The organism is Bradyrhizobium liaoningense (genome assembly GCF_018130785.1).
GTDB classification, from domain to species: Bacteria; Pseudomonadota; Alphaproteobacteria; order Rhizobiales; family Xanthobacteraceae; genus Bradyrhizobium; species Bradyrhizobium liaoningense_A.
The window spans coordinates 32,226-54,715 of record NZ_JAFCJT010000023.1 but is presented as its reverse complement, the minus strand read 5'-3'; the positions used below and the strand labels follow the sequence as shown (position 1 = coordinate 54,715).

General features: G+C 62.7%; 18 protein-coding genes and 1 tRNA gene. 10 read left to right on the top strand and 9 right to left on the bottom strand.

Annotation, left to right across the window (positions count from 1 at the left end; genetic code table 11):
- Positions 1 to 162: 162 nt before the first annotated feature.
- Positions 163 to 1,437 carry a fumarylacetoacetase gene (gene fahA, locus JQ627_RS31495; protein ID WP_212488248.1) on the top strand — a complete coding sequence of 425 codons (1,275 nt, stop codon included), beginning with the start codon at positions 163 to 165 and terminating at the stop codon, positions 1,435 to 1,437.
- A 125-nt stretch (positions 1,438 to 1,562) separates the two neighbouring features.
- On the opposite strand, the gene JQ627_RS31490 is transcribed toward fahA, so the two are convergent.
- On the bottom strand, positions 1,563 to 1,874 hold the full coding sequence (locus tag JQ627_RS31490) for a DUF1272 domain-containing protein (protein WP_212488247.1): 312 nt from the start codon (positions 1,872 to 1,874) through the stop codon (positions 1,563 to 1,565).
- 73 nt (positions 1,875 to 1,947) lie between these two features.
- Positions 1,948 to 2,427: an Lrp/AsnC family transcriptional regulator gene (locus tag JQ627_RS31485; RefSeq protein WP_212488246.1), complete on the bottom strand. Its 480-nt coding sequence runs from the start codon at positions 2,425 to 2,427 to the stop codon at positions 1,948 to 1,950.
- Between the two features lie 121 nt (positions 2,428 to 2,548).
- Between JQ627_RS31485 and hppD the strand changes: the two genes are divergently transcribed.
- The gene (gene hppD / locus JQ627_RS31480; RefSeq protein WP_212488245.1) at positions 2,549 to 3,667 is read left to right on the top strand and encodes a 4-hydroxyphenylpyruvate dioxygenase; all 1,119 of its coding nucleotides are present in this window, start codon (positions 2,549 to 2,551) and stop codon (positions 3,665 to 3,667) included.
- 138 nt (positions 3,668 to 3,805) lie between these two features.
- On the opposite strand, the gene JQ627_RS31475 is transcribed toward hppD, so the two are convergent.
- The 4 genes from JQ627_RS31475 to JQ627_RS31460 form a co-directional block, all read right to left on the bottom strand.
- Positions 3,806 to 4,912 (bottom strand): CaiB/BaiF CoA-transferase family protein, encoded by a 1,107-nt coding sequence (locus JQ627_RS31475; protein WP_212488244.1) that lies wholly within the window; start codon positions 4,910 to 4,912, stop codon positions 3,806 to 3,808.
- Between the two features lie 231 nt (positions 4,913 to 5,143).
- A complete protein-coding gene (locus JQ627_RS31470) occupies positions 5,144 to 5,944 on the bottom strand; it encodes a xanthine dehydrogenase family protein subunit M (RefSeq protein WP_212488243.1) in 801 nt (266 codons plus the stop codon).
- 13 nt (positions 5,945 to 5,957) lie between these two features.
- Positions 5,958 to 8,300, bottom strand: coding sequence for a xanthine dehydrogenase family protein molybdopterin-binding subunit (locus JQ627_RS31465; protein ID WP_212488242.1), 2,343 nt, complete (start codon positions 8,298 to 8,300; stop codon positions 5,958 to 5,960).
- 85 nt (positions 8,301 to 8,385) lie between these two features.
- On the bottom strand, positions 8,386 to 8,871 hold the full coding sequence (locus JQ627_RS31460) for a (2Fe-2S)-binding protein (RefSeq protein WP_212488241.1): 486 nt from the start codon (positions 8,869 to 8,871) through the stop codon (positions 8,386 to 8,388).
- Positions 8,872 to 9,212: 341 nt separating this feature from the next.
- On the opposite strand from JQ627_RS31460, the gene JQ627_RS31455 reads away from it, so the two are divergent.
- Positions 9,213 to 11,252 carry a methyl-accepting chemotaxis protein gene (locus JQ627_RS31455; RefSeq protein ID WP_212488240.1) on the top strand — a complete coding sequence of 680 codons (2,040 nt, stop codon included), beginning with the start codon at positions 9,213 to 9,215 and terminating at the stop codon, positions 11,250 to 11,252.
- A 221-nt stretch (positions 11,253 to 11,473) separates the two neighbouring features.
- On the top strand, positions 11,474 to 13,507 hold the full coding sequence (locus tag JQ627_RS31450; RefSeq protein ID WP_212488239.1) for a methyl-accepting chemotaxis protein: 2,034 nt from the start codon (positions 11,474 to 11,476) through the stop codon (positions 13,505 to 13,507).
- Positions 13,508 to 13,710: 203 nt separating this feature from the next.
- Here JQ627_RS31450 and JQ627_RS31445 read toward each other — a convergent pair whose 3' ends face one another.
- Positions 13,711 to 14,100 (bottom strand): DUF3175 domain-containing protein, encoded by a 390-nt coding sequence (locus tag JQ627_RS31445; RefSeq protein WP_212488238.1) that lies wholly within the window; start codon positions 14,098 to 14,100, stop codon positions 13,711 to 13,713.
- 177 nt (positions 14,101 to 14,277) lie between these two features.
- Here JQ627_RS31445 and JQ627_RS31440 point away from each other — a divergent pair, with 177 nt between their 5' ends.
- From JQ627_RS31440 to JQ627_RS31430, 3 genes are all read left to right on the top strand, one after another.
- Positions 14,278 to 15,765 (top strand): MFS transporter, encoded by a 1,488-nt coding sequence (locus tag JQ627_RS31440; RefSeq protein ID WP_212488300.1) that lies wholly within the window; start codon positions 14,278 to 14,280, stop codon positions 15,763 to 15,765.
- A 3-nt stretch (positions 15,766 to 15,768) separates the two neighbouring features.
- Positions 15,769 to 16,590: a trehalose-phosphatase gene (gene otsB, locus JQ627_RS31435; RefSeq protein WP_212488237.1), complete on the top strand. Its 822-nt coding sequence runs from the start codon at positions 15,769 to 15,771 to the stop codon at positions 16,588 to 16,590.
- Between the two features lie 237 nt (positions 16,591 to 16,827).
- Complete coding sequence (locus JQ627_RS31430; RefSeq protein ID WP_212488236.1) at positions 16,828 to 18,291, top strand: trehalose-6-phosphate synthase; 1,464 nt, start codon at positions 16,828 to 16,830, stop codon at positions 18,289 to 18,291.
- 63 nt (positions 18,292 to 18,354) lie between these two features.
- Here JQ627_RS31430 and JQ627_RS31425 read toward each other — a convergent pair whose 3' ends face one another.
- Positions 18,355 to 18,696, bottom strand: a complete 342-nt coding sequence (locus JQ627_RS31425; RefSeq protein ID WP_212488235.1) for a hypothetical protein — start codon at positions 18,694 to 18,696, stop codon at positions 18,355 to 18,357.
- A 196-nt stretch (positions 18,697 to 18,892) separates the two neighbouring features.
- Here JQ627_RS31425 and JQ627_RS31420 point away from each other — a divergent pair.
- The 3 genes from JQ627_RS31420 (at position 18,893) to JQ627_RS31410 (ending at position 22,010) form a co-directional block, all read left to right on the top strand.
- Positions 18,893 to 18,982, top strand: a tRNA-Ser gene (locus tag JQ627_RS31420).
- 971 nt (positions 18,983 to 19,953) lie between these two features.
- Positions 19,954 to 21,147 carry an aspartate kinase gene (locus tag JQ627_RS31415; protein WP_212488234.1) on the top strand — a complete coding sequence of 398 codons (1,194 nt, stop codon included), beginning with the start codon at positions 19,954 to 19,956 and terminating at the stop codon, positions 21,145 to 21,147.
- Between the two features lie 26 nt (positions 21,148 to 21,173).
- Complete coding sequence (locus JQ627_RS31410) at positions 21,174 to 22,010, top strand: glycosyltransferase family 2 protein (protein WP_212488233.1); 837 nt, start codon at positions 21,174 to 21,176, stop codon at positions 22,008 to 22,010.
- Positions 22,011 to 22,227: 217 nt separating this feature from the next.
- On the opposite strand, the gene JQ627_RS31405 is transcribed toward JQ627_RS31410, so the two are convergent.
- On the bottom strand, positions 22,228 to 22,485 hold the full coding sequence (locus JQ627_RS31405) for a DUF4242 domain-containing protein (protein ID WP_212488232.1): 258 nt from the start codon (positions 22,483 to 22,485) through the stop codon (positions 22,228 to 22,230).
- Positions 22,486 to 22,490 lie beyond the last annotated feature (5 nt).

Below are 22,490 nucleotides of genomic sequence, written 5' to 3'. Positions count from 1 at the left end.
CCCTTGTGGGAGAGGGTGGCTCGCCGCGTAGCGGCGAGACGGGTGAGGGGTCTGTCTCCGCGAGTGAACCTCTCTCATTTGGACTCGCGGATAGAACCCCTCATCCGGCGCTTCGCGCCACCTTCTCCCACAAGGGGAGAAGGAAAAAGGACCGAGCGAAAAGTGACAAAGCACCCCAACGATCCCGGCCTCCGCTCCTTCATCGAAATCGATCCCGCCTCCGACTTCCCGATCCAGAACCTGCCCTATGGCGTGTTCTCGACCGCGGCGAATCCGACGCCGCGGGTCGGTGTTGCCATTGGCAATTACGTGCTTGATCTCTGGGAGCTTGAGCAGGACTGCCGCCTCGACGTCGGTCCTCTCGGCGTGTTCTCCGGGGCGTCGCTCAATCCGTTCATGGCGCTGGGGCCCAAAGTCTGGAGCAAGACCCGCGCGCGGATCAGCGAGCTGCTGCGTCACGATCATCCGGAGCTGCGCGACAACGAGGAGCTGCGCAAGCAGGTCCTGGTGCCGATGCGCGATGCAAAGCTGCATCTGCCGTTTGCGGTCTCCGGCTACACCGACTTCTATTCCTCGAAGGAGCACGCCACCAATGTCGGCGTGATGTTTCGTGGCAAGGACAATGCGCTGCAGCCGAACTGGCTGCACATGCCGATCGCCTATAACGGCCGCGCCTCCACCGTCGTGGTTTCCGGCACCAGCGTGAAGCGGCCGCGCGGGCAGTTGAAGCCGCCGAATGTCGAACTGCCGAGCTTCGGGCCGTGCGAGCGGCTGGATTTCGAACTGGAGATGGGTGTCGTCGTTGGCCAGTCCTCGCCGATGGGCGGCATGCTGACCGAGCAACAGGCCGAGGAGATGATCTTCGGCTTCGTTCTGCTCAATGACTGGAGCGCGCGCGACATCCAGCAATGGGAGTATGTGCCGCTCGGCCCGTTCCTCGCCAAGGCGTTTGCGACCTCGATCAGCCCGTGGGTGGTGACGCGCGAGGCGCTGGAGCCGTTCCGCCTGAAGGGGCCGGAGCAAGAGCCCGCGCCGCTCGACTATCTCAAGCAGGCGAAGCCGCAGAACTACGATCTGGAGCTCGACGTCTCCTTGCGCACCGCCGGCGCCAACGCACCCGCCGGGATCAGCCGCACCAATTTCAAATACATGTACTGGTCGTCGGTCCAGCAATTGATGCACCACGCCTCCAGCGGTTGCGCCATGAATGTCGGTGATCTCCTGGGGTCCGGCACCATTTCCGGTCCTGAGAAGAATCAGCGCGGCAGCCTGCTGGAGATCAGCTGGAACGGCACCGAGCCGGTGGAATTGCCCGGCGGCGTCAAGCGCTCGTTCCTTGAGGACGGCGACAGCCTCGTCATGCGCGGCTGGTGCCAGGGCAACGGTTATCGCGTCGGGTTTGGTGAGGTCGAGGGGACGATTTTGGCGGTGGAGTGACTGCCGTACACTCGGTCTCGTAGGGTGGGCAAAGGCGCATTAGCGCCATGCCCACCGTTCCCCTCTTCGATCGCAATACATGGTGGGCACGCTTCGCTTTGCCCACCCTACGAACTGCCTCGAAACTACCGCTTCTCCGGCGCCACGTCCTTGATCCGCGCGCAATGCGCCGCGACATCCTCCACGCTGTACTTCAGATGCACCCGCTTGTCTGACGGTGCCTGCTTGGTCGTGCACACGCCGGGCCGCCATTCCTGCGTCGGCCGGACAGGGCGCGGCGCGAAACCGCCGCCGCAGTTCGGGCAGACGTTGGAGAGTTTCGTCTCCACGCAGTCCGCGCAGAACGTGCATTCATAGGAGCAGATTCGTGCATCCGTCGCATCAGGCGGCAGGTCGCGGTCGCAATACTCGCAGTTCGGTCGAAGCTGGAGGGCCATGGTTGTATCTCCGCAGATTGAGCCGATCATCGCAGACGGCGCGTGATGCGCGAATGGCGTAGTTCCCTCGATTTCAGCCAGCCTTCAAATCCTTTAGCGGCAGCTTTGAGCTTTCCTTCAGCCTGTCGAGCACGATCGAGGAGCGCACATGCGCCACGCTCTGGTGCGGCATCAGCACGTCGTTGACGAGGTCGGAGAGGCCCTTGAGGTCGCGCAGCACGGCCTTCAGCACATAGTCGGCATCGCCCGTCAGCGAATAGGCTTCCTGAATTTCGTCGATGCGGTTCACCAGCGTGCGAAAGCGTTTTGAATTGTCCGGCGAGTGGGTCGCAAGCCCCACCTGGATGAAGGCGATGACGCCGAATCCGAGCGCCTCGCTGGAGAGGTCGGCGTGATAGCCCGAGATCACCTTCTCCTCCTCGAGCCGCATCCGTCGCCGTGAGCATTGCGAGGCCGAAAGTCCCGCAAGGTCGGCGAGCTCCTGATTGGTGAGGCGGCCGTCGTCCTGAAGCGCGCCAAGGATCTTGAGGTCGAAAGCGTCAACAGAAATCATGCGCCTTTTGTCCATTTTATGCACGGATCATGCATATGATAGCCAAAGCGCGTCCCATTTGCACGCTCATTGCACGCCCGATGAAGGATAGTTCCTTCCAGCAGCAATTTGGGAGAGCACCATGGGTCCGTTTCCGCACGATGCACCGCCGGCCACTGTCAGCGCCGACAATCCGATGGGCACCGACGGGTTCGAGTTCGTCGAATATGCGCATCCCAACCCGGAAGAGCTGCATGCGCTGTTCAAGCTGATGGGCTACGCACCCGTCGCGCGCCACAAGGCCAAGAAGATCACGGTCTATCGCCAGGGCGACATCAACTATCTCGTCAACGAGCAGCCCGGCACCCACGGCTACGACTTCGTCGCCGCGCATGGCCCCTGCGCGCCGTCGATGGCGTTCCGCGTGGTCGATGCGAAGGCGGCCTATGACCGTGCGATTTCGCTCGGCGCGGAGCCAGCGGAAGTCTCATCGGCGCAGAAGACGCTCGATGTGCCCGCGATCAAGGGCATCGGCGGCAGCCTGCTCTATTTCGTCGATCGTTATGGGGCCAAGGGCTCGGCCTATGATGCCGAGTTCGAATGGCTCGGTGCGCGCGACCCGCGTCCGGTTGGTGCCGGCCTGTTCTATCTCGACCACCTCACCCACAACGTCCATCGCGGCCGCATGGATGTCTGGACCGGCTTCTACGAAAAACTCTTCAACTTCCGCCAGATCCGCTTCTTCGACATCGAGGGTCGCGCCTCCGGCCTGTTCTCGCGTGCGCTGACCAGCCCCGACGGCAAGATCCGGATTCCGATCAACGAGGACGCCGGCGATTCCGGCCAGATCGAGGAATATCTGAAGATCTATCACGGCGAGGGCATCCAGCACATCGCCTGCGGCTGCCGCGAGATCCACGGCACGATCGAAGGCCTGCGTGAGGCCGGTCTGCCTTTCATGCCGTCACCGCCCGACACCTATTTCGAGAAGGTCGATGCGCGGCTGCCCAAGCACGGCGAGGATGTCGCGCGATTGCAGAAGAACGGTATCCTGATCGACGGTGAAGGCGTGGTCGACGGCGGCCAGACCAAGGTGCTGCTGCAGATATTCTCGGCCAACGCGATCGGTCCGATCTTCTTCGAGTTCATCCAGCGCAAGGGTGACGATGGTTTTGGCGAGGGCAATTTCAAGGCCCTGTTCGAGTCGATCGAGGAAGATCAGATCCGGCGCGGGGTGTTGAAGGTGGATACGGCGGCGTAGGTCGCTGAGTTCGGGCACACTGCCGTAGGGTGGGCAAAGCGCAAGCGTGCCCACCACTTCTATCAGGATTGTGGAGAGATGGTGGGCACGGCGCTTCGCGCCTTTGCCCACCCTACGCGATCTTTGCCGGGGCTAGATCTACCTCTTCCACGCAGCCATCACCGCTCCGATCTCCGCGCCCTCCGGCTCCCGCACCGCAGACGGCGTGCGCGAGAACCTTGGTGCCGGCGCAGGTTGTTTCACGCCGTGGCGCTCGAGGAAGACATTGCGGGCGACCATGTGCGGATGCTCGGTCGCTTCCGACATGGTCAGGACTGGCGCAAAGCAGATGTCGGTGCCCTCCATGATCTTGCACCAGTCCTCGCGGGTCTTGCTCTTGAACACGGCCTGCAGCTTCTGCTTCAGCGCGGGCCAGGCCTTGGGGTCCATCTGCGCGTCGAAGTCGACGTCGGTGAGGCCCGCGTGCTCGCGCAGCAGCGCGTAGAACTGCGGCTCGATCGAGCCGATCGAGACGAAGTGACCGCAGGCGCATTCATAGACGCCGTAGAAATGTGCGCCGCCATCCAGGAAGTTCTGGTTGCGCCCCTCGCTCCAGCGGCCAATCGTTTTCATGTCGAAGAAGAACGACATCAATGATGCCGCGCCATCGCACATTGCGGTATCGACGACCTGGCCCTTGCCGGATTTCTGCGCTTCCAAGAGTGCGGCGAGCACACCGACGACCATATAGAGCGCGCCGCCGCCGAAATCGCCGACCAGATTGAGCGGCGGCACCGGCGCTTCCTTGGTGCCGATTGCGGCGAGCGCACCGGTGATGGAGATGTAGTTGATGTCGTGGCCGGCGGCGTTGGCGAGCGGGCCTTCCTGGCCCCAGCCGGTCATGCGGCCGTAGACGAGTTTTGGATTGCGCGCGAGCACCACGTCGGGGCCGAGACCGAGCCGCTCCATCACGCCCGGGCGAAAACCTTCGACCAGCGCATCGGCGCTCGCGAGCAGATCGAGCACCTGCGCGATCGCGGCCTTGTCCTTGAGGTCGAGCTCGATCACCTTGCGGCCGCGGCCAGCCACCGACTTCATGCTCTTCTTCGCGCCGACGCGATCGAGCGTGACGACATCGGCGCCCATGTCGGCCAGCATCATGCAGGCGAACGGGCCGGGGCCGATGCCGGCGAATTCGACGACGCGAAAGCCCGAGAGCGGGCCGGAAGTGCGGACGGAAGCGTTCTGGGCTGGTTTATCGAGCACGTTGTTGTTTCCTCGGGTCGCGGGCGGATGCCGGTGAGCCGGCAAGCGCCTCGGACATTCCTCTCTGGGGCGAGTTAATTGGCTGATTAACTTTTCCTGCCTTCACGCCAGCGAGGCAAGCGCTTTTCATGCATGGGCGCATAATAAAAGCGGCGCGCATTGCTGCGCGCCGCGGAAGATTTGTGTTGAGTCGCTAAGGCGCGACGCGCTGTCGCGCTTTATCTTGCGCGATCAGCCTGCAGCGGCCACCGCGCGCTGCGCCATCACCTTGATGAGGTTGGCGCGGTATTCCGCCGTGCCGTGGATATCGGCCAACAGTCCGCTCGCCGGAATGCTGACATTATCGAGTGCCGACGGCGACCAGTTCGCCTTCAGCGCGGCTTCGATCGCGCCCACCCGCATCACGCCGCTCTGCGAGGCGCCGGTGGCGGCAACACGGATCTCGCCCGACTTCGTCTGCGCGACGAACACGGCGGTCAGTGCGAAGCGCGAGGCCGGGTGCCGCATTTTTTCGTAGCCCGCCTTCGCCGGCACCGGGAACGACACCGCGGTGATGATCTCGCCGTCTTCGAGCGCCGTCGTGAACAGGCCCTGGAAGAAATCCTCGGCCGAGATCGACCGCTTGTTGGTCTTTACGGTGGCACCGAGCGCCAGCAGTGCGGCCGGATAATCCGCGGCGGGATCGTTGTTGGCGATCGAGCCGCCGATCGTGCCGCGATAGCGCACCGCGGGATCGCCGAGCACCGAGGTGAGATAGGCAATCGCGGGGATCGCCTTATTCACATCGGCATTCTGCATGATGTCGAAATAGGTCGTGCCGGCCTTGATGGTCAGCACATCGCCCGAGAGCTCGACGCCCTGCAGCTCCTTGATCTTGCCGAGGTCGATCACGTCGGACGGGCCGGCGAGGCGCTGCTTCATGACCGGCAGCAAGGTCTGGCCGCCGGCGAGGAATTTCGCCTCGCTGCTCTTGCCGAACAGGCTGACGGCCTCGTCGATCGAGGAGGGGCGATGATAAGTGGTCTGGTACATCTTGTTGCTCCTCTCAGGCCGCGTGGATCGTGCGCCACACCCGGTCCGGGGTTGCGGGCATTTCCAGATTGTTCTTGCCGATCGCGTCCGTGATCGCGTTGATCACGGCCGCAGAGGCGCCGATCGCGCCGGCCTCACCGCAACCCTTGATGCCCAAGGGATTGCCCGGGCACAGCGTCGTGGTGTGGGAGAGGTTGAACGAGGGCAGGTCGTCGGCGCGCGGCATGGAGTAATCCATGAACGAGGCCGTGACCGGCTGGCCGTTGGCATCGTAGATCGCGTGCTCGAGCAGCGCCTGCCCGATGCCTTGGGCCAGGCCGCCATGGACCTGTCCCTCGACGATCATCGGGTTGATCAGCCGGCCGAAATCGTCGGCCGCGACGAAGTTGACGAAGGAGGTTTTGCCGGTGCCGGGATCGACCTCGAGCTCGCAAATGTAGGCGCCGGCCGGGAAGGTGAAGTTGGAGGGGTCGTAGAAGGCGCTTTCCTTCAGGCCCGGCTCCATCCCGTCAGGCAGATTGTGCGCGGTGTAGGCCGCGAGCGCGACCATCGGGAAGGCGATCGCCTTGTCGGTCCCGGCCACCTTGAACTCGCCGTTCTCGATGACGATGTCGCCTTCCGATGCTTCAAGGGCATGCGCGGCGATCTTCTTGGCCTTGGATTCCATCTTCTCCATGGCCTTCAGGATCGCGGTGAGGCCGACGGCCGCCGAGCGCGAGCCGTAGGTGCCCATGCCGAACTGCACCTTGTCGGTGTCGCCATGGACGATCGAGACCTGGCTGATGGGAACCCCCAAGCGATCCGCAACGAGCTGGCAGAACGTGGTCTCGTGACCCTGACCGTGGCTGTGCGAGCCTGTCAGGATCTCGATCGTGCCGACCGGATTGACGCGCACCTCGGCAGATTCCCACAGGCCTACGCCGGCGCCCAGGCTGCCGACGGCCTTCGACGGTGCGATGCCGCAGGCCTCGATGTAGCAGGACACGCCGATGCCACGCAGCTTGCCGTCGGCCTTCGCCTTGGCCTTGCGTGCTGCGAAGCCGGCATAGTCGATCGCCTTCATCGCGGCATCGAGTGAAGCGTTAAAGTCGCCGGTGTCATAGGCCATGATCACGGGCGTCTGGTGCGGGAACTGGGTGATGAAGTTGGTCCGGCGCAGCTGGGCCGGATCGACTTTGAGCTGCCGCGCGGCCGTCTCCATGAGACGTTCGATCAGGTAGCTCGCCTCGGGCCGGCCTGCGCCGCGATAGGCGTCGACCGGCGTGGTGTTGGTGTAGACGCCGACCACCTCGGCATGGATCGCCGGGATGTTGTACTGGCCCGACAGCAGCGTCGCGTAGAGATAGGTCGGCACCGACGACGAGAACAGCGACATGTAGGCGCCGAAATTGGCGTAGGTCTTCACCTTCAGCCCGGTGATCTTGTTGTTGGCGTCGAACGCCATCTCGGCGTGGGTGACATGGTCGCGGCCATGCGCGTCGGTGAGGAAGGCCTCGGTACGGTCGCCGGTCCATTTTACCGGGCGGCCGACCTTCTTCGAGGCCCACAGCGCTACCATCTCCTCTGGATAGATGAAGATCTTCGAGCCGAAACCGCCGCCGACGTCGGGGGCGATCACGCGTAGCTTGTGCTCGGGGGCGATGTTGTAGAACGCCGAGAGCACGAGGCGGGCGACGTGCGGGTTCTGCGAGGTCGTATATAGAGTGAAGTGCTCTTCCGCCGCGTCATAGTCGGCGATCGCCGCGCGCGGCTCCATCGCGTTGGGCGCGAGCCGGTTGTTGGTGACGTCGAGTTTGACCACATTGGCGGCCTTGGCGAAGGCGGCATCCGTCGCGCCCTCGTCGCCGATCACCCAGTCATAGACCTGGTTGCCGGGCGCTTCGGGGTGAAGCTGCGGCGCGCCTGCCTTGATCGCGGCATGGATATCGGCGACCGCGGGAAGTTCCTCGTAATCGACGACGACAGCTTCGGCCGCATCGCGCGCGAGATTCTTGCTGTCGGCGATCACGACCGCGACGGCCTGACCGACGAAGCGCACCGTCTCCGGCGCCATCGCGGGCCATGCGCCCATCTTCATCGGGCTGCCGTCCTTGGAGGTGATGGCCCAGCCGCAGATCAGGTTGCCGACCTTGTCGTCGACGATCTCTTGTCCGGTGAGCACTGCGACCACGCCCGGCATCTTCAGCGCAGCGGAAGAGTCGATCTTCTTCACCTTGGCATGCGCATGCGGGCTTCTGATGAAATGGGCATGGGTCATGCCCTGCAATTTGATGTCGTCGACGTACCGGCCCTTGCCGGTGATGAAACGCTTGTCTTCCTTGCGCACGACGCGCGCGCCGATGCCTTCAACACCCATGTCTGGTCCTCCCGACCGGAAATTTCTTTGACTGCGCTTTCCCTCGAAAGCAGCAGCGGTGGTTCTTTATTCGAGGCGCGCCGCTTTACTCGGCCGCCTGCGAGACCTTCATGCGTCCAGCTGCGTCCAGCACGGCCTTGACGATGTTGTGGTAGCCGGTGCAGCGGCAGATATTGCCTTCGAGCTCGTGGCGCACGGTGGTCTCGTCGAGCTGGCCGCCATGGCGGTGCACGATGTCGATCGCCGACATGATCATCCCCGGGGTGCAATAGCCGCACTGCAGGCCGTGGTTGTCGCGGAAGGCGGCCTGCATCGGGTGCAGCTCGTCGCCCTTGGCGATGCCTTCGATGGTGGTGACGCTGGCGCCGTCGGCCTGGCCCGCCAGCATGGTGCAGGATTTCACCGCCCGGCCGTCCACGTGTACGACGCAAGCGCCGCACTGGCTGGTGTCGCAGCCGACATGGGTCCCGGTGAGGTTGAGGTGATCGCGCAGGAGCTGGACCAGCAGCGTGCGGTCCTCGACGTCGACGGCAACTGCCTTGCCGTTCACCGTCAGTTTGACTGTAGACACGGAACATACCTCCCCGGATTGATTTTGATTGTTTCTAATTAGAGACCGCCGCCCCTGGACTTTGCAACTAGGATTTTGGTCACGCCGGTCATGGAAAAGTCATCGGTCCTGACGAGCGGGCAATGACTTGGGCGGGCGAGGCGGGTCGACCGCCGCAAAATGGTCCGCCCATGTGGGATGCCAGCCGTCATCCCATCCGGTCGGCCTTTGGCCGATAAAGCCCCGGATTGCACGAGCCTGCCGAATTTACCGCCCTTTATCCATTGTGCCCTAGTTTTGCGCATCCGGGTCCGGGGGCGGGGCGCCTCCGGATCACGGCTGAATAGAAAATGGGGGTTGGAATGTCCGGGCGTATCGCGTCAGCGTCGAAGCGTACAATATTTCCGACCCTCAGGTTCCGCGCCAAGATCATCCTCGGCTTCGCCGCGGTGCTGGTGATCTCCGCCGGCAGCATGGCTTTCTCCTATTTCGGCTTCGAGCGGGTCTCGTCCGAGGTCGGGTCCTACCGCAGCAGCGTCACCGAGGCCGATCTCGCCCGCAACATCGACCGCGAGCTGCTCGCCTACCGTTCGGCCGTCCGCTATTTCGTCGTTACCGGCAAGGAAGACGACGCCAAGGCGGCGCTCGACGCCGAGACCGGCCTGAAGAGCGCCATCGACCACGCGGTCAAGAGTGCCAAGAAACCGGCGCGGCAGGAGAGCCTCAACAAGCTCGCCAAGGAATTTTCCAACTTCTCCGCGACCTTCGCCAAGGTCCTCCAGGCCAAGCGCGACAGCGCGCTGCTGGTGCAGAACCAGCTGACGCGCCAAGCCAATCTCCTGAAATACAAGCTTGACGATATCGGCAACAACGCCTCCGATTCCGAGGCGCAGTCGATCGAGTTCGGCACCAAGCAGGTCAACGCCCAGTTCCAGACCGCGAGCGCCGCAGCCACCAATTTCGTGCTGACCTCCGACCAAGCGATCGCGACCAGCGCACTGGCGCGGCTGAAATTCGTCGAGAATTCGCTCGGCGCGGTCTATTCCATGGACGACAAGATCGTCGCCGGCCTGAAGGATGCCAAGACCATCCTCGTGGCTTATCGCGAAGCGCTGGAGAAGCTGATCGCCAACGCCAAGATGGTGGATGAGCTCGTCACCGAGATGAGCGGTTCGGCCGGCGCGATCTTGCAAGGCGCCACCGCGATGAAGGCGGACCTCGTTGCCGAACAGCACCGGCTGGATTCGGAGTCGGAAGCGACCATCGGACGGACCGAGCAACTGGTGCTGATGCTGGCCGTCGGCGGTACGCTGCTCGGCGCGATCCTCGCCTTCCTGCTCGGCACCGGCATCTCGCGTCCGATGATCGCGATGTGCAAGGCGATGCGCGAGCTCGCGTCCGGCAATTTCGACGTCGTGTTGCCGGGCCTCGGCCGCAAGGACGAGATCGGCGAGATGGCCGGCGCGGTCGAGGAATTCAAGGTTCAGGCCGTGGCCAAGGCCGAGCGCGACGCCGCCGCAAGCGAAGCCCAGAACAAGGAATTGGCCACCGCACGCCGTTCCGAGCTGATTCGCTTCGCCGATGACTTTGAAAGCGCGGTCGGTGCCATCGTGTCGAACGTGTCGGCTTCCGCCGTGCAGCTCGAATCGGCGGCCTCCACGCTGACCCGAACCGCCGAAACCACGCAGACCTTGTCGAGCCAGGTTGCCGGCGTGTCCGAGCAGGCTTCGAGCAACATGCAGTCGGTCGCAACCGCGACCGAAGAGCTTTCGGCCTCGGTCGAGGAGATCGGCCGCCAGGTCCGCGATTCCAGCCGCATTGCGGAAGCCGCCGTGGTGCAGGCCAAGGAGACCGACGGCCGGATTGGCAAGCTGTCGCACGCCGCCCAGCAGATCGGCGAGGTCGTCAAACTGATCACCGCGATCGCCGAGCAGACCAACCTTCTGGCGCTCAACGCCACCATCGAGGCGGCGCGCGCGGGCGAGGCCGGCCGCGGCTTTGCCGTGGTCGCCAGCGAAGTGAAGTCGCTGGCCAGCCAGACCGCGAAGGCCACCGACGAGATTTCCTCGCACATCACCGGCATGCAGGGCGCGACGGCCGAGTCTGTCGCCGCGATCAAGGAGATCGGCGCCACCATCGGCAAGATCTCGTCGATCTCGACCTCGATCGCGAGCGCCGTCGAAGAGCAGGGCGCCGCGACGCAGGAGATTGCCCGCAGCGTCCAGACGGTCGCGCAGGGTACCCAGACCGCCGCCACCGACATCGGCCAGGTCAACCGCGGCGCCGCCGAAACCGGCTCGGCCTCGGAGGAGGTCCTGAATTCGGCCAAAACCCTGTCCAGCGAAAGCAACCGCCTGCGCGCCGAGCTCGACCGCTTCATGGGGAATATCCGGGCGGCGTAAGGCGCCGCGCCGGAAGCCCTCGCTGTCGCTCCACTCTCGGCTGTCGTCCCCGCGAACGCGAGGACGACAGAGGAGTGCGCAGCTCCCGCGTCACCTAACCGCAAGTTGCGACACCATAAATTTACCGCGGCTTATCCTTTGCCCCTTACCGTGCTCACGAGTCGGGAAGCGGGCTGCTTCCGGGCTGCGCCTGGTTTTCCGCGAATGGAATGGGGTGGGGAATGCCCGTCAAGTCGAAGCCGAACACGTCGAAGCTGCTCACCTTGCGTTTTCGCGCAAAAATCATCCTCGGCTTCGTGGCGGTGCTCGCCATCCTCGCCGTCAGCATGGCCTTCGCCTATTTCGGCTACGAGCGGATCCGGGCTGCCGTGGCCTCCTACCGGTCCAGCGTGTCGGAAGCGGACCTCGCGCGGACCGTCGATCGCGAACTGATCTCCTACCAGGGGCTGGCGCGGGCCTACACTCTGACCGGCGCGACCGATGACGAGATTGCGGCCAAGGCGGCGGAAGGGAATCTGAGGGCGGCAATCGCCAAGTCGATGGCGGCCACGACCGGTGCCGCCCGCCGCGAGCAGGTCGGCAAGCTAGAGGCCGAGTTCCAGCGCTTCACGAAGGTGTTCGGCGAAATCATCACGCTGACACGCGAGAACAACAAGATCGCCGCCGACGAGCTCAACAGCGTCGGCAACAAGATCCGCTTCAAGTTCGACGACCTCGCTGATACCGCGGCGCTGGCCGGCCTGAGTTCGGTCCAGACCACGGCCAAGGACGTGACGTCGCAATATCTGGCGGTCTCCACCTCGGTGAGCGCCTTCGTCGCCAAGCCGGAGCCGAAGACCGCCGACGGCGTGATCGCCCGCATCAAGTTTTTGGAGACCCTTCTGGTCTCGATCTACGCCAACGACCAGAAGATCACCGACCGCGTCACCGAGATCGGCAACCTGCTGAAGCAGTACCGCACCTCTTTCTCGAAGCTGACCGAGAACGTGAAGATCATCGTCAAGTCGAACGGCGAGATGACCAAGACGGCGGCGGGCATCCTCAAGCTCTCGGGCGAGCTGCGGTCGGACCTGAGTGCCGATCAGGAGCGCATCGAGGCAAGCGCCAACTCCACGATCGTGGATACCGAGCGGCTGATGATCATGTTGGCGCTCGGCGGCCTCGCCATCGGCGCCGTGCTCGCCCTGATGCTCGGCAACGGCATCTCGCGTCCGATGATCGCGATGTGCAAGGCGATGCGCGAGCTTGCGTCGGGCAATTTCGACGTGGTGTTGCCGGGCCTGGGTCGCAAGGATGAGATCGGCGAGATGGCCGGTGCAGTCGAGGAATTCAAGGTTCAGGCCGTCGCCAAGGCCGAGCGCGATGCCGCCGCCAGCGAAGTCCAGAACAGGGAGCAGGCCGCAAGCCGCCGCTCCGAGCTGATCCGCTTTGCCGACGACTTCGAGAGCGCGGTCGGCGCCATCGTCTCCAACGTCTCGGCTTCCGCCGTGCAACTCGAATCGGCAGCATCGACGCTCACGCGTACCGCCGAGACCACGCAGAGTCTGTCGAGCCAGGTCGCCGGCGTGTCCGAGCAGGCCTCTTCGAACATGCAGTCGGTCGCAACAGCGACGGAAGAGCTCTCGGCCTCGGTCGAGGAGATCGGCCGCCAGGTGCGCGACTCCAGCCGTATTGCCGAAGCCGCCGTAGTGCAGGCGAAGGAGACAGACGGCCGCATCGGCAAGCTCTCGCACGCTGCCCAGCAGATCGGCGAGGTCGTCAAGTTGATCACGGCGATCGCCGAGCAGACCAATCTTCTTGCGCTCAACGCCACCATCGAGGCGGCGCGCGCGGGCGAGGCCGGCCGCGGCTTCGCAGTGGTCGCCAGCGAAGTGAAGTCGCTGGCGAGTCAGACCGCCAGGGCCACCGACGAGATTTCCTCGCACATCACCGGCATGCAGGGCGCGACCGCCGAGTCGGTCGCAGCGATCAAGGAGATCGGCGCGACCATCGGCCAGATCTCGTCGATCTCGACGTCGATTGCGAGCGCCGTCGAGCAGCAGGGCGCCGCGACGCAGGAAATCGCGCGCAGCGTCCAGACCGTTGCGCAGGGTACCCAGACCGCAGCCACCGACATCGGCCAGGTCAACCGCGGCGCCGCCGAAACCGGCTCGGCCTCGGAAGAGGTGTTGAACTCGGCAAAATCCCTCTCCAGCGAAAGCACGCGTTTGCGCGCCGAGCTCGATCGTTTCATGGGCAATATCCGGGCGGCGTAAGGCTGCTTGGGCTCGCTGCGAGTTAGGCGCTCCACTGTCGCCTTACTCTCCACTGTCGTCCCCGCGAATGCGGGGACCCCATAACCACAGGCAGCGGTTATGGAGCGAGCAGGCAACTCCGAGTCCATCGCCAAACTTCTCCCTGTGGCTATGGGTTCCGGATCTGCGCTGCGCTTGTCCGGGACGACAGCGGAGCAAGGTCATTACGCCTTCCCGAACGCCCGCTTCAATTCCACCTTCGCGCGCTCCAGCCGCGTGCGCTGTGCCTCCGGCAGCGTCTTGCCGGCGCGATTGATGTAGAAGGTCAGCATCGACAGCGCCGAGCGGTAGGCGCCGGTCTTGCGGCGCGAGCTGCGCTCGGCCGAGCGCTTCAGCGAGGCCGCGATCTTCTTCGCGCTGGTCAGCTTGAACACGCCTTGCTTGAGGTCGAGCGCGTCGCTCTCCTTCGTCACCCGCTGCGACCAGCGCTTTGGGGTGGCGCGCTCGGTGCTCTTGCGCGCCGAGGTGCTGCGCTTCGTGCTGGTCTTCTTCCGGTGCGCCGTCTTTCGCGCGACGGTTTTCCGCGAATGTGTCGTCTTTCTGACGTGAGCCATGCGTCAACTCCGGCGCCTCCATCGGAAACGGGCGGCCTTGGGCGCTGTTCCCATGGGAACCCTCGCTTGCCGCGGACGTTGTCGCAGGTGGCAGGCGGAATGCCGCACCCATCGGATCGATCCCCGTCCACGTCATGTGAACCGGGGATGCTCGCATTGGTCAGACGCAACAACACGATGGAATTGCAGCAAAGCCCAGCGCTGAACTATGGACCTGCGATCTCGGCGGCGGCCGCGACCGACCGCATCGTCGAGACCAGCATTCCGTCGCGGCTCGATGCGCTGCCGTGGAGCGGCTTCCACACCCGTGTCGTGCTGGCGCTCGGCATCACCTGGATCCTCGACGGGCTCGAGGTGACGCTGGCCGGCGCGCTCTCCGGCGCGCTGAAGCAGAGCCCGTCGCTGCAGTTCTCCAATCTCGATCTCGGTATCGCCAATTCCGCGTATCTTGCGGGTGCAGTGCTCGGCGCGCTCGGATTCGGCTGGCTCACCGACCGCATCGGCCGCAAGAAACTGTTCTTCATCACGCTGGCGCTCTATCTCTCCGCGACCGCCGCGACTGCGCTGTCGTGGAATGTCGCGAGCTATGCGCTGTTTCGCTTTCTCACCGGCGCCGGTATCGGCGGCGAATATACTGCGATCAATTCGACGATCCAGGAACTGGTGCCGGCGCGCTACCGCGGCTGGACCGATCTCGTCATCAACGGCAGCTTCTGGCTCGGCGCGGCGATGGGCGCGGTGGCGGCCATCGTGCTGCTCGATCCCGCATTTATCGGTCCCGATCTCGGCTGGCGCCTCGCCTATCTCATCGGCGCGACCCTCGGGCTTGTCGTGCTGTTGATGCGGATGTGGATTCCGGAGAGCCCGCGCTGGCTGATGATCCACGGCCGGCCCGACCAGGCCCACGCCATCGTGGGCGAGATCGAGCGCTCGGTCATCGGGCATGACCAGGATGCGAGCGATGGCCGCTTCACGAAAATCCGCCTGAAGATGCGCGACCACACGCCGATCAGGGAGGTGGTGCACACGCTGTTCTCCGTCTATCGCCAGCGCGCGCTGGTCGGCCTGGTGCTGATGGTCGCGCAGGCGTTCTTCTACAACGCGATCTTCTTCACTTTCGCGCTGGTGCTGACCGACTTCTACGGCATCAGCGCCGATCACGTCGGCTGGTATCTCCTGCCGTTCGCCGCCGGCAACTTCCTCGGTCCGCTGCTGCTCGGCCGCCTGTTCGATACGCTCGGCCGCCGCGTCATGATCATGTTCACCTACGGCGTGTCGGGCGTGCTGCTGGCGCTCTCGGGCTACCTGTTCTCGATCGGCGCGCTGAGCGCGCAGGGGCAGACGATTGCCTGGATGGTGATCTTCTTCTTCGCCTCGCCCGCCGCGAGCGCGGCTTACCTGACAGTCAGCGAGACGTTCCCATTGGAAGTGCGCGCGCTGGCGATTGCGGTGTTCTACGCGGTCGGCACCGGCATCGGCGGCGTGATCGGACCCGCGCTGTTCGGCGCGCTGATCGACACGGGATCACGCACCAGCGTGTTCGCGGGCTATTTGCTGGGGGCCTTCCTGATGATTGCGGCTGCGATCGTGGCGTGGCGCTACGCCGTCGCCGCGGAACGAAAATCGCTCGAACAAATCGCGCGGCCGCTTGCCTTTATGGAGTAGACTATGAAATCGGAACTCGCTGAATTGGACCAGAAGCCCACCATGCTCGACGATGAAGCGCCCGACGCGGTGCCGGTGCCGCATGCGCTCGTGCCGCACCTCGGCGAGACTGCGATCCTGCTCGACATCGACGGCACGCTGCTCGACCTGATGCCGACGCCGCGCGAGGTCTGGGTGCCGCCGGGCCTGTCGGAAACGCTGAACCGGCTGACGGAGCGCACGTCGGGCGCGCTGGCGATGGTCAGTGGCCGTTCGCTCAACGACATCGACCTGATCTTCGCGCCCGATGTGTTTCGTGCCGTTGCCGGACACGGCGCGGAGATGCGCCTGTCGGTGGGCAATGAGGCCGACGACGTGCACGCGCCGCAGATGGACAAGGAGCTGAAGCGGCGCCTGGCTGCGATCGCAAAGCTCAGCCCCGGCATTCTGCTCGAAGACAAGGGCTATTCGCTGGCACTGCATTATCGCCTCGCGCCGCATGCGGAGAAAGCGATCTACGAATCCGTCTCGCTGATCCGCGCCGATCTGCCCAATGCGCCGATCGAAGTGCTGCCCGGCAAGTTCGTGTGCGAGATCAAGCATTCCGGCTTCACCAAGGCGACCGGCGTGCGCGAATTGATGAAGCATGAGCCCTTCAAGGGGCGCCGTCCGATCTTCATCGGCGACGACGTCACCGATGAGACCGTGTTCGCGATCATGCCCGACATGAACGGGCTTGCCTTCTCGGTCGGCCGCCGTGCCATCGGCGTCAATGGCCATTTCGATGAGCCGAAGGATGTACGCGCGTTCCTCGCGCATCTGCTCGACGACACAAGGTTGGAATAAGGCGCCGACACCTCGATGCCATATTGTCGCTCGCTTCGTTCGCTCGCGCGCGCAATTCACGCTGGGCAACACAGTCATGAAAACTGACTTTGTTGAGTGAAACCGACGGGTTCCCAGAAGAAAAACTGGTTCCAACGCACGTGCCCGATTTTGGTTTCATTTCGTACAAATGATGGTCAGGAACCTTATTGATGAACGGCAGTTAAACGGGGTGGAATGAACAGGAGGGGACGACCTGTGAACTTAGTCGTCGTTTCAAATCGAGTAGCGCGCGGTAAACCCAACGAGCCGATGACGGGCGGCTTGGCTGCGGCATTGCTTCCCGTCGTGGAACATTCGGGTGCTATCTGGGTGGGTTCGTCGGGCCGCGTGCGCGACGGCCAACAGAAGGAACCGTTCGCCGAGATCGAAGCGCTTGGGTCGGGTGCGATTGCGACGCTGGATCTGCCGGCGGCGCATTACGGCGGCTATTACGAAGGTTTCGCCAATTCGGCGCTGTGGCCGGCCCTGCATTCGCGCAGCGATCTGATCCGCGTCTCACGCGACGACTATGTCAGCTATCGCGAGGTCAACGCCTTCATGGCGCGCGCCTTGATGCGCTTCCGGAAGGCGAAAACGGCGTTCTGGGTGCAGGATTATCATTTCCTTGCGCTCGGCGCCGAGCTGCGTGATCTCGGCGTCGATGATCCGATCGGCTTCTTCCTGCACACGCCATGGCCGGTCGCCGCGGTGATGCAGGGCGTGCCAAATCATCGCGAACTGATCACGGCGATGCTGGCCTACGATCTGCTCGGCTTCCAGACCAATGAGGATTGCCAGAATTTTCTCGGCTATGTCGCGGGCGAACTTGACCTCACCGTCGAGGACGGCGTCGCGATCTCGCAGCATGGCCGTACGCGTTGCGAGGTGTTTCCGATCGGCATCGACGCGGAGAAGTTCGCAGCTTACGCCGCGAAGTCTGCCTCGCATCCCGACGTGTCGCGGCTGCGCCGCAGTCTCAATGGCGAGCGGCTCGCGATCGGCGTCGACCGGCTCGACTATTCCAAGGGTCTCGTCAATCGCATCAGCGCGTTCGACCGGCTCTGGACCGATCAGCCGCAGTTTGCGCGCAGCATCTCGCTGCTTCAGATCGCCAACCCGTCGCGCGGTGCGATCGAGGCCTATGGCAATCTCCAGAACGAGGTCGCGCGTCTCGTTACCGACGTCAACGGCCGCCACGGCGAGGTCGACTGGACGCCGATCCGCTATCTCAACAAGGGGTTCAGCCAGACCGTGCTCGCGGGTCTCTACCGGACCGCGCAGATCGGCGTGGTGACGCCGCTGCATGACGGCATGAACCTCGTCGCCAAGGAATATGTTGCCGCGCAAAACCCGGCCGATCCCGGCGTGCTGGTGCTGTCGAAGTTCGCCGGCGCCGCCAACGAGCTCGAAACGGCGCTGCTGGTCAATCCGCACGACATCGACGGCATGGCGCGTGCGATCGCGGTCGCGGCCGCGATGCCGCTCACCGAGCGCAAGATGCGCTGGGACGCGATGATGAAGAAGCTGCGCGGCCACACCATCCAGCAATGGTCCGCCGACTTCGTCGCGGAGTTGGAGAAGTGCCGGACCGAGAAGCCCGCCGTCGTCCCGCTCGCGGCGCAGCCGCCGCAAGCGCTGCGCTGGCTGAAATCGGCGATCTCAGGTGTAAGACTGATCTAGGATCTTGCGTCATGGCCGGGCTTGTCCCGGCCATGACGAACTGGGAGGGTGCGACCCGCGCCCTCAATAACAATACGACACCCCATCCAATATCGCGCATTGCCGCTTGTTCGGCGCGTTGGGATCATCGAGCGGCACCATGCCCTTGCCCTGGCCGACGAACACGCCGGGCCCGACATGGACCGAGCTCTTGTTGCCGATGATCACGCTCTGATGCGGCGTCGAGCTTGAGCGCGTCCCGTCCGGCCAGAGGATGGCATCGCCCGACAGCACCCCGCGTCGCCCGTCGTCGCAGCTCACGTCGACGCCCTGCCGGGTGCAGACCTGCGCTAAGGCCGGCGCGGCGAAGGCGGAGCCCAGGCCCGAAATCAGGCTAAGAGCGGCGATGGTCTTGCGGATGGTCATGGCGTCCCCGGTCGTGTTTGGCGGGCTTGAGTGAATCGTCGCGCCAAACCCGCTTCCGGTTCAGCCATCGGGTGGTTCCGAAGCGCCAATTGGCGCCAGATATTGTCGTTCAAATACAATATCTTACGGAAAATTCACCCGATTTCCCCGCGATCCCTTGCAAAATCACCGGCGCCCCTTCAAGAGAGGGCGCTCCGGAGAGATGGCCGAGTGGCTTAAGGCGCACGCTTGGAAAGCGTGTGTGCGGGAAACCGTACCGTGGGTTCGAATCCCACTCTCTCCGCCACCCCGCAAAAGTCACCCCGTACTTCGATGAGGAGATAGGTCGAAAATCCGGCCACCTTCCGGCCTTTCGCTCGCCAGAGAAATACTATCGTCGATCAAACGGAGCGTTCGCTAGGCGCGGAGAACCGAATTTTCTCCGAATCTTAGTTCCCTCCAAATCGGTCTAGTAACGGCATTTCCGGGCAAACCAAGCGCTTATTGGGGACTGGTTTGGATCCCTCTCGCTCAAGCGGGGTGCCCGTAATTGAGCGGCCACTGTCGGTCGGCGCGAAAGTGCCGGGATTGCTCGCCTAAGTCCTCCGCAACAAACCCTTCACCATCAAGCATTCGAAGAAATCGTGAGCAGACAGAAAAGCTCTGGCGGGGGGCCACGGGTTCTTCCGACAATTGGTTTCGAGCGCGGGTAACTCGCACGTCGCCACTGCGGAAGCTAAAGGAATTGAAAAGTTAGGCTGGGTTGACAGGGGAGGGTGGGCGAAAGTTTACAAGAGGCGTCCGCAGGACCGGTCTCCCTGGTTCACGCGCAAAATCCGGGAACTAAATATTAAAAGCCACTGGTCGAGCCGCTGATATTGGGAGGGGTGGGGGTAGTCAATTTCGTCAGCGCCTCTCGTCCCGCGGACCGGCCCCACTTTCACTCGGGGATTTTTCGGGTCAACAGAATTTTTAGCATTGTCCGGCCGATCTTGCCGTGGCCGCCAATCTTCCGCCAAGAAAAACGATTGTCGTATCGAATATTGGAGAGCTGTGAACGGCGATGAGTGGGGAGGTGCGTGGGCAACCACGTGCACTGGCCCAATTATTTTCAGAACCTCGGAGACGCTGGCGCGCGGAAAAAACGTCGCGAAATTCGATAGGTGTGATCCAATCTTTGCGCGGACCGCACGCAGTTCTGGAGCTAGATGCATGAAACCGTCCGGCGGAGCGAAGCGACCATCAAGCCACCGCTCATACAGTCAACGTCGCAAGTAAATGCGCAACAATCCGACCATCGTGCAGAAATACGGCGGCGTCTGTTTAGAAACGCCGGAAAAAATCCGCGCGGTTGCGAGGAGTCTTGCCGATCTGCACAACCGTGGTCATCGCGTCGTGGCGATCGTTTCAGCGATGGGTAAGACGACCGACGAACTAATTAGGGCGGCTTATCAAGTAAGCCCGCATCCCAACCGCCGCGAACTGGATATGTTGCTAACAACCGGTGAGCGCATCAGCATGTCGTTGATGAGCATGGCTCTGTCTGATCTCGGTGCGCCAGCCATTAGTTTTACCGGGAGTCAGGCCGGTGTAATGACAGACGAATCTCATTCTTCCGCGCGCATTTTAGATGTGCGGCCTGCGCGCGTGCTCGAAGAACTCAGTCGCGGACGCATCGTGGTTCTAGCGGGCTTTCAAGGCGTGAATCCGCGAACCAAAGAAATCACCACCCTAGGCAGGGGCGGCAGCGACACCACTGCAGTCGCCATGGCTGCGGCGCTAAGGGCCGAGCGCTGTGAAATTATCAAAGAGGTCGACGGAATTTGCTCGGCCGATCCGCGCATCGTGCCGAACGCAAAACCATTGCGCCGGCTCGATTTTGCATCGTTGTCCGAAATGTGTTTTTGGGGCGCGAAGGTTTTGCATTTTCGCAGCGTCGAGTTGGCACAAAGCCAGAATATCCCTTTGTTTTTACGAAAATGGGGCAATTCCGACCACAGCACGCGAGTGATGAGAGAGGTTATCGGAATGGAAAACGGAAAAGTTTTGGCCGTCAACTCGATGGCTCGTATTGAGCATGTGGAGATCGCTTCGACGAATCTCAGTCACGGTTTTGAGAAATTTGCGCAGCATCTCAAGCAGAGCGGCCTATCTTGGCCGCAAGTCCTCGCCTCGGCTTTCACCGCCGGAAAAACGCGCATCATGATGACTTCCGAGTCGGAATCGCTCGACACTCTGCTGTGCACACTGGAAAGGAGCAATGACTTGCGCAAAGAGCGTGAGACTTTAAGCTCGGTGAGCCTCACTTGCTTCGGCGGCGTTTCTTCAGACTTGCCATTTCAGGCGATACAAATTCTGCAATCCCACGGGATTGTCGTTGACAAATACGTTCTATCACCACATTCGATAAACTTGTTCGTTCCTGTGGAGAACCGCGAGGCTGCGGTCACGGCGTTGCATTCGCTGATCTAACAACCTCTTTGAGGGGATGCCACGAAATGCCGGGCGCAATGGGTTGGCCGCTTCGCGAGGGCGAACGAATCATTGCCTGCAACACAGGCCTATTAGGTCACAAGCACCGTCTGGTCGGCATCACCCGCGTTCGTAACGAAGCGCTTATTCTCAGAGACACACTGGACTACGTCGGCAAGCAGGTCGATGCGATAGTCGCTTATGATGACGCGAGCACGGATCGTACGCTGGAGATTCTATGCGAACACCCAAAAGTCGCTCTGATCGTGACAAATCGGTCGTGGGAAGCTGACATCGAGGCACGCCGGATTGCCGAGGGACGGCATCGCGGCCTCTTGTTGCAGACGGCGCGCGAACATTTGCAGTTCGACTGGGTCTTTTGCTTCGATGCGGATGAGCGCGTTACCGGAGATTTACGCGGATTCATAGAAGGAACGCATTCTAGCGAGTGCGACGGCGTGCGGGTTCAACTGTTCGACGCCTATATGACTCCTGGGGATCATGCACCCTATCAGGCCGATCGCGAACTGTTGGACTTTCGTCGTTTCTTCGGTCCGGAACGGCGAGACATTCTGATGTTGTGGCGAAACCGGTTGGAGGTCACCTTCGCAGAGCACCATGCGCGCGAGCCGGGTGGCGTTGAACGAGTGGCGACTGGCCTTTATTGCCAACACTACGGCAAATCGTTGTCGGTCGACCATTGGGAAGAGACCTGCGACTACTACATGCGGCACTTTCCGTTTGATACTTACGGACGAAAATGGCGCGAGCGCAAAGGTCGAGCAATCCACACCCAATCGGACTTCATGCGGCCGTTGTACGAGTGGGGTGACAGGCTCTTCGCGAATGCGATCAAGATGTGATTGTCCAAAAACTGAGCCGCCCCTGCGCCAATGCGGCCGCTTCGAAGTCGGCCACGGGCCCGCTTCTTCCATAACACCTCATTGGCGAATCCAAACCTGGATCGCGATATTTGCGTCTTGAACCATCCGCTCTCGCCGGTGTGTCTGTTTCAGGAGAGTAAGCGACCGAGGGCACAACGACCCCGGGGCTCAAATTACTTCCTGCCTTCCAACCTCTTTATGCGAACATTGCTGGCGTTATCTCATCCACCTGGATGATCACGTCGGCCGGAATATCATTGCGCCGCGCCGCATTTCTAATTGCCTCGGCGCTCTCAGCTTCATAAAGACAATAAGTCTTGCGCTTGTCGGCGCTGAGAAAGGTCAACAGCCACTTCACGCCTTCCTCATCGTTGATGCGGTTAACTCTATCTGTTCCTTCCTTTGTCATCTCGAGTCTTTCGGCAAAATTTCGCTCGATCATGAAACGTGGCATAAGCC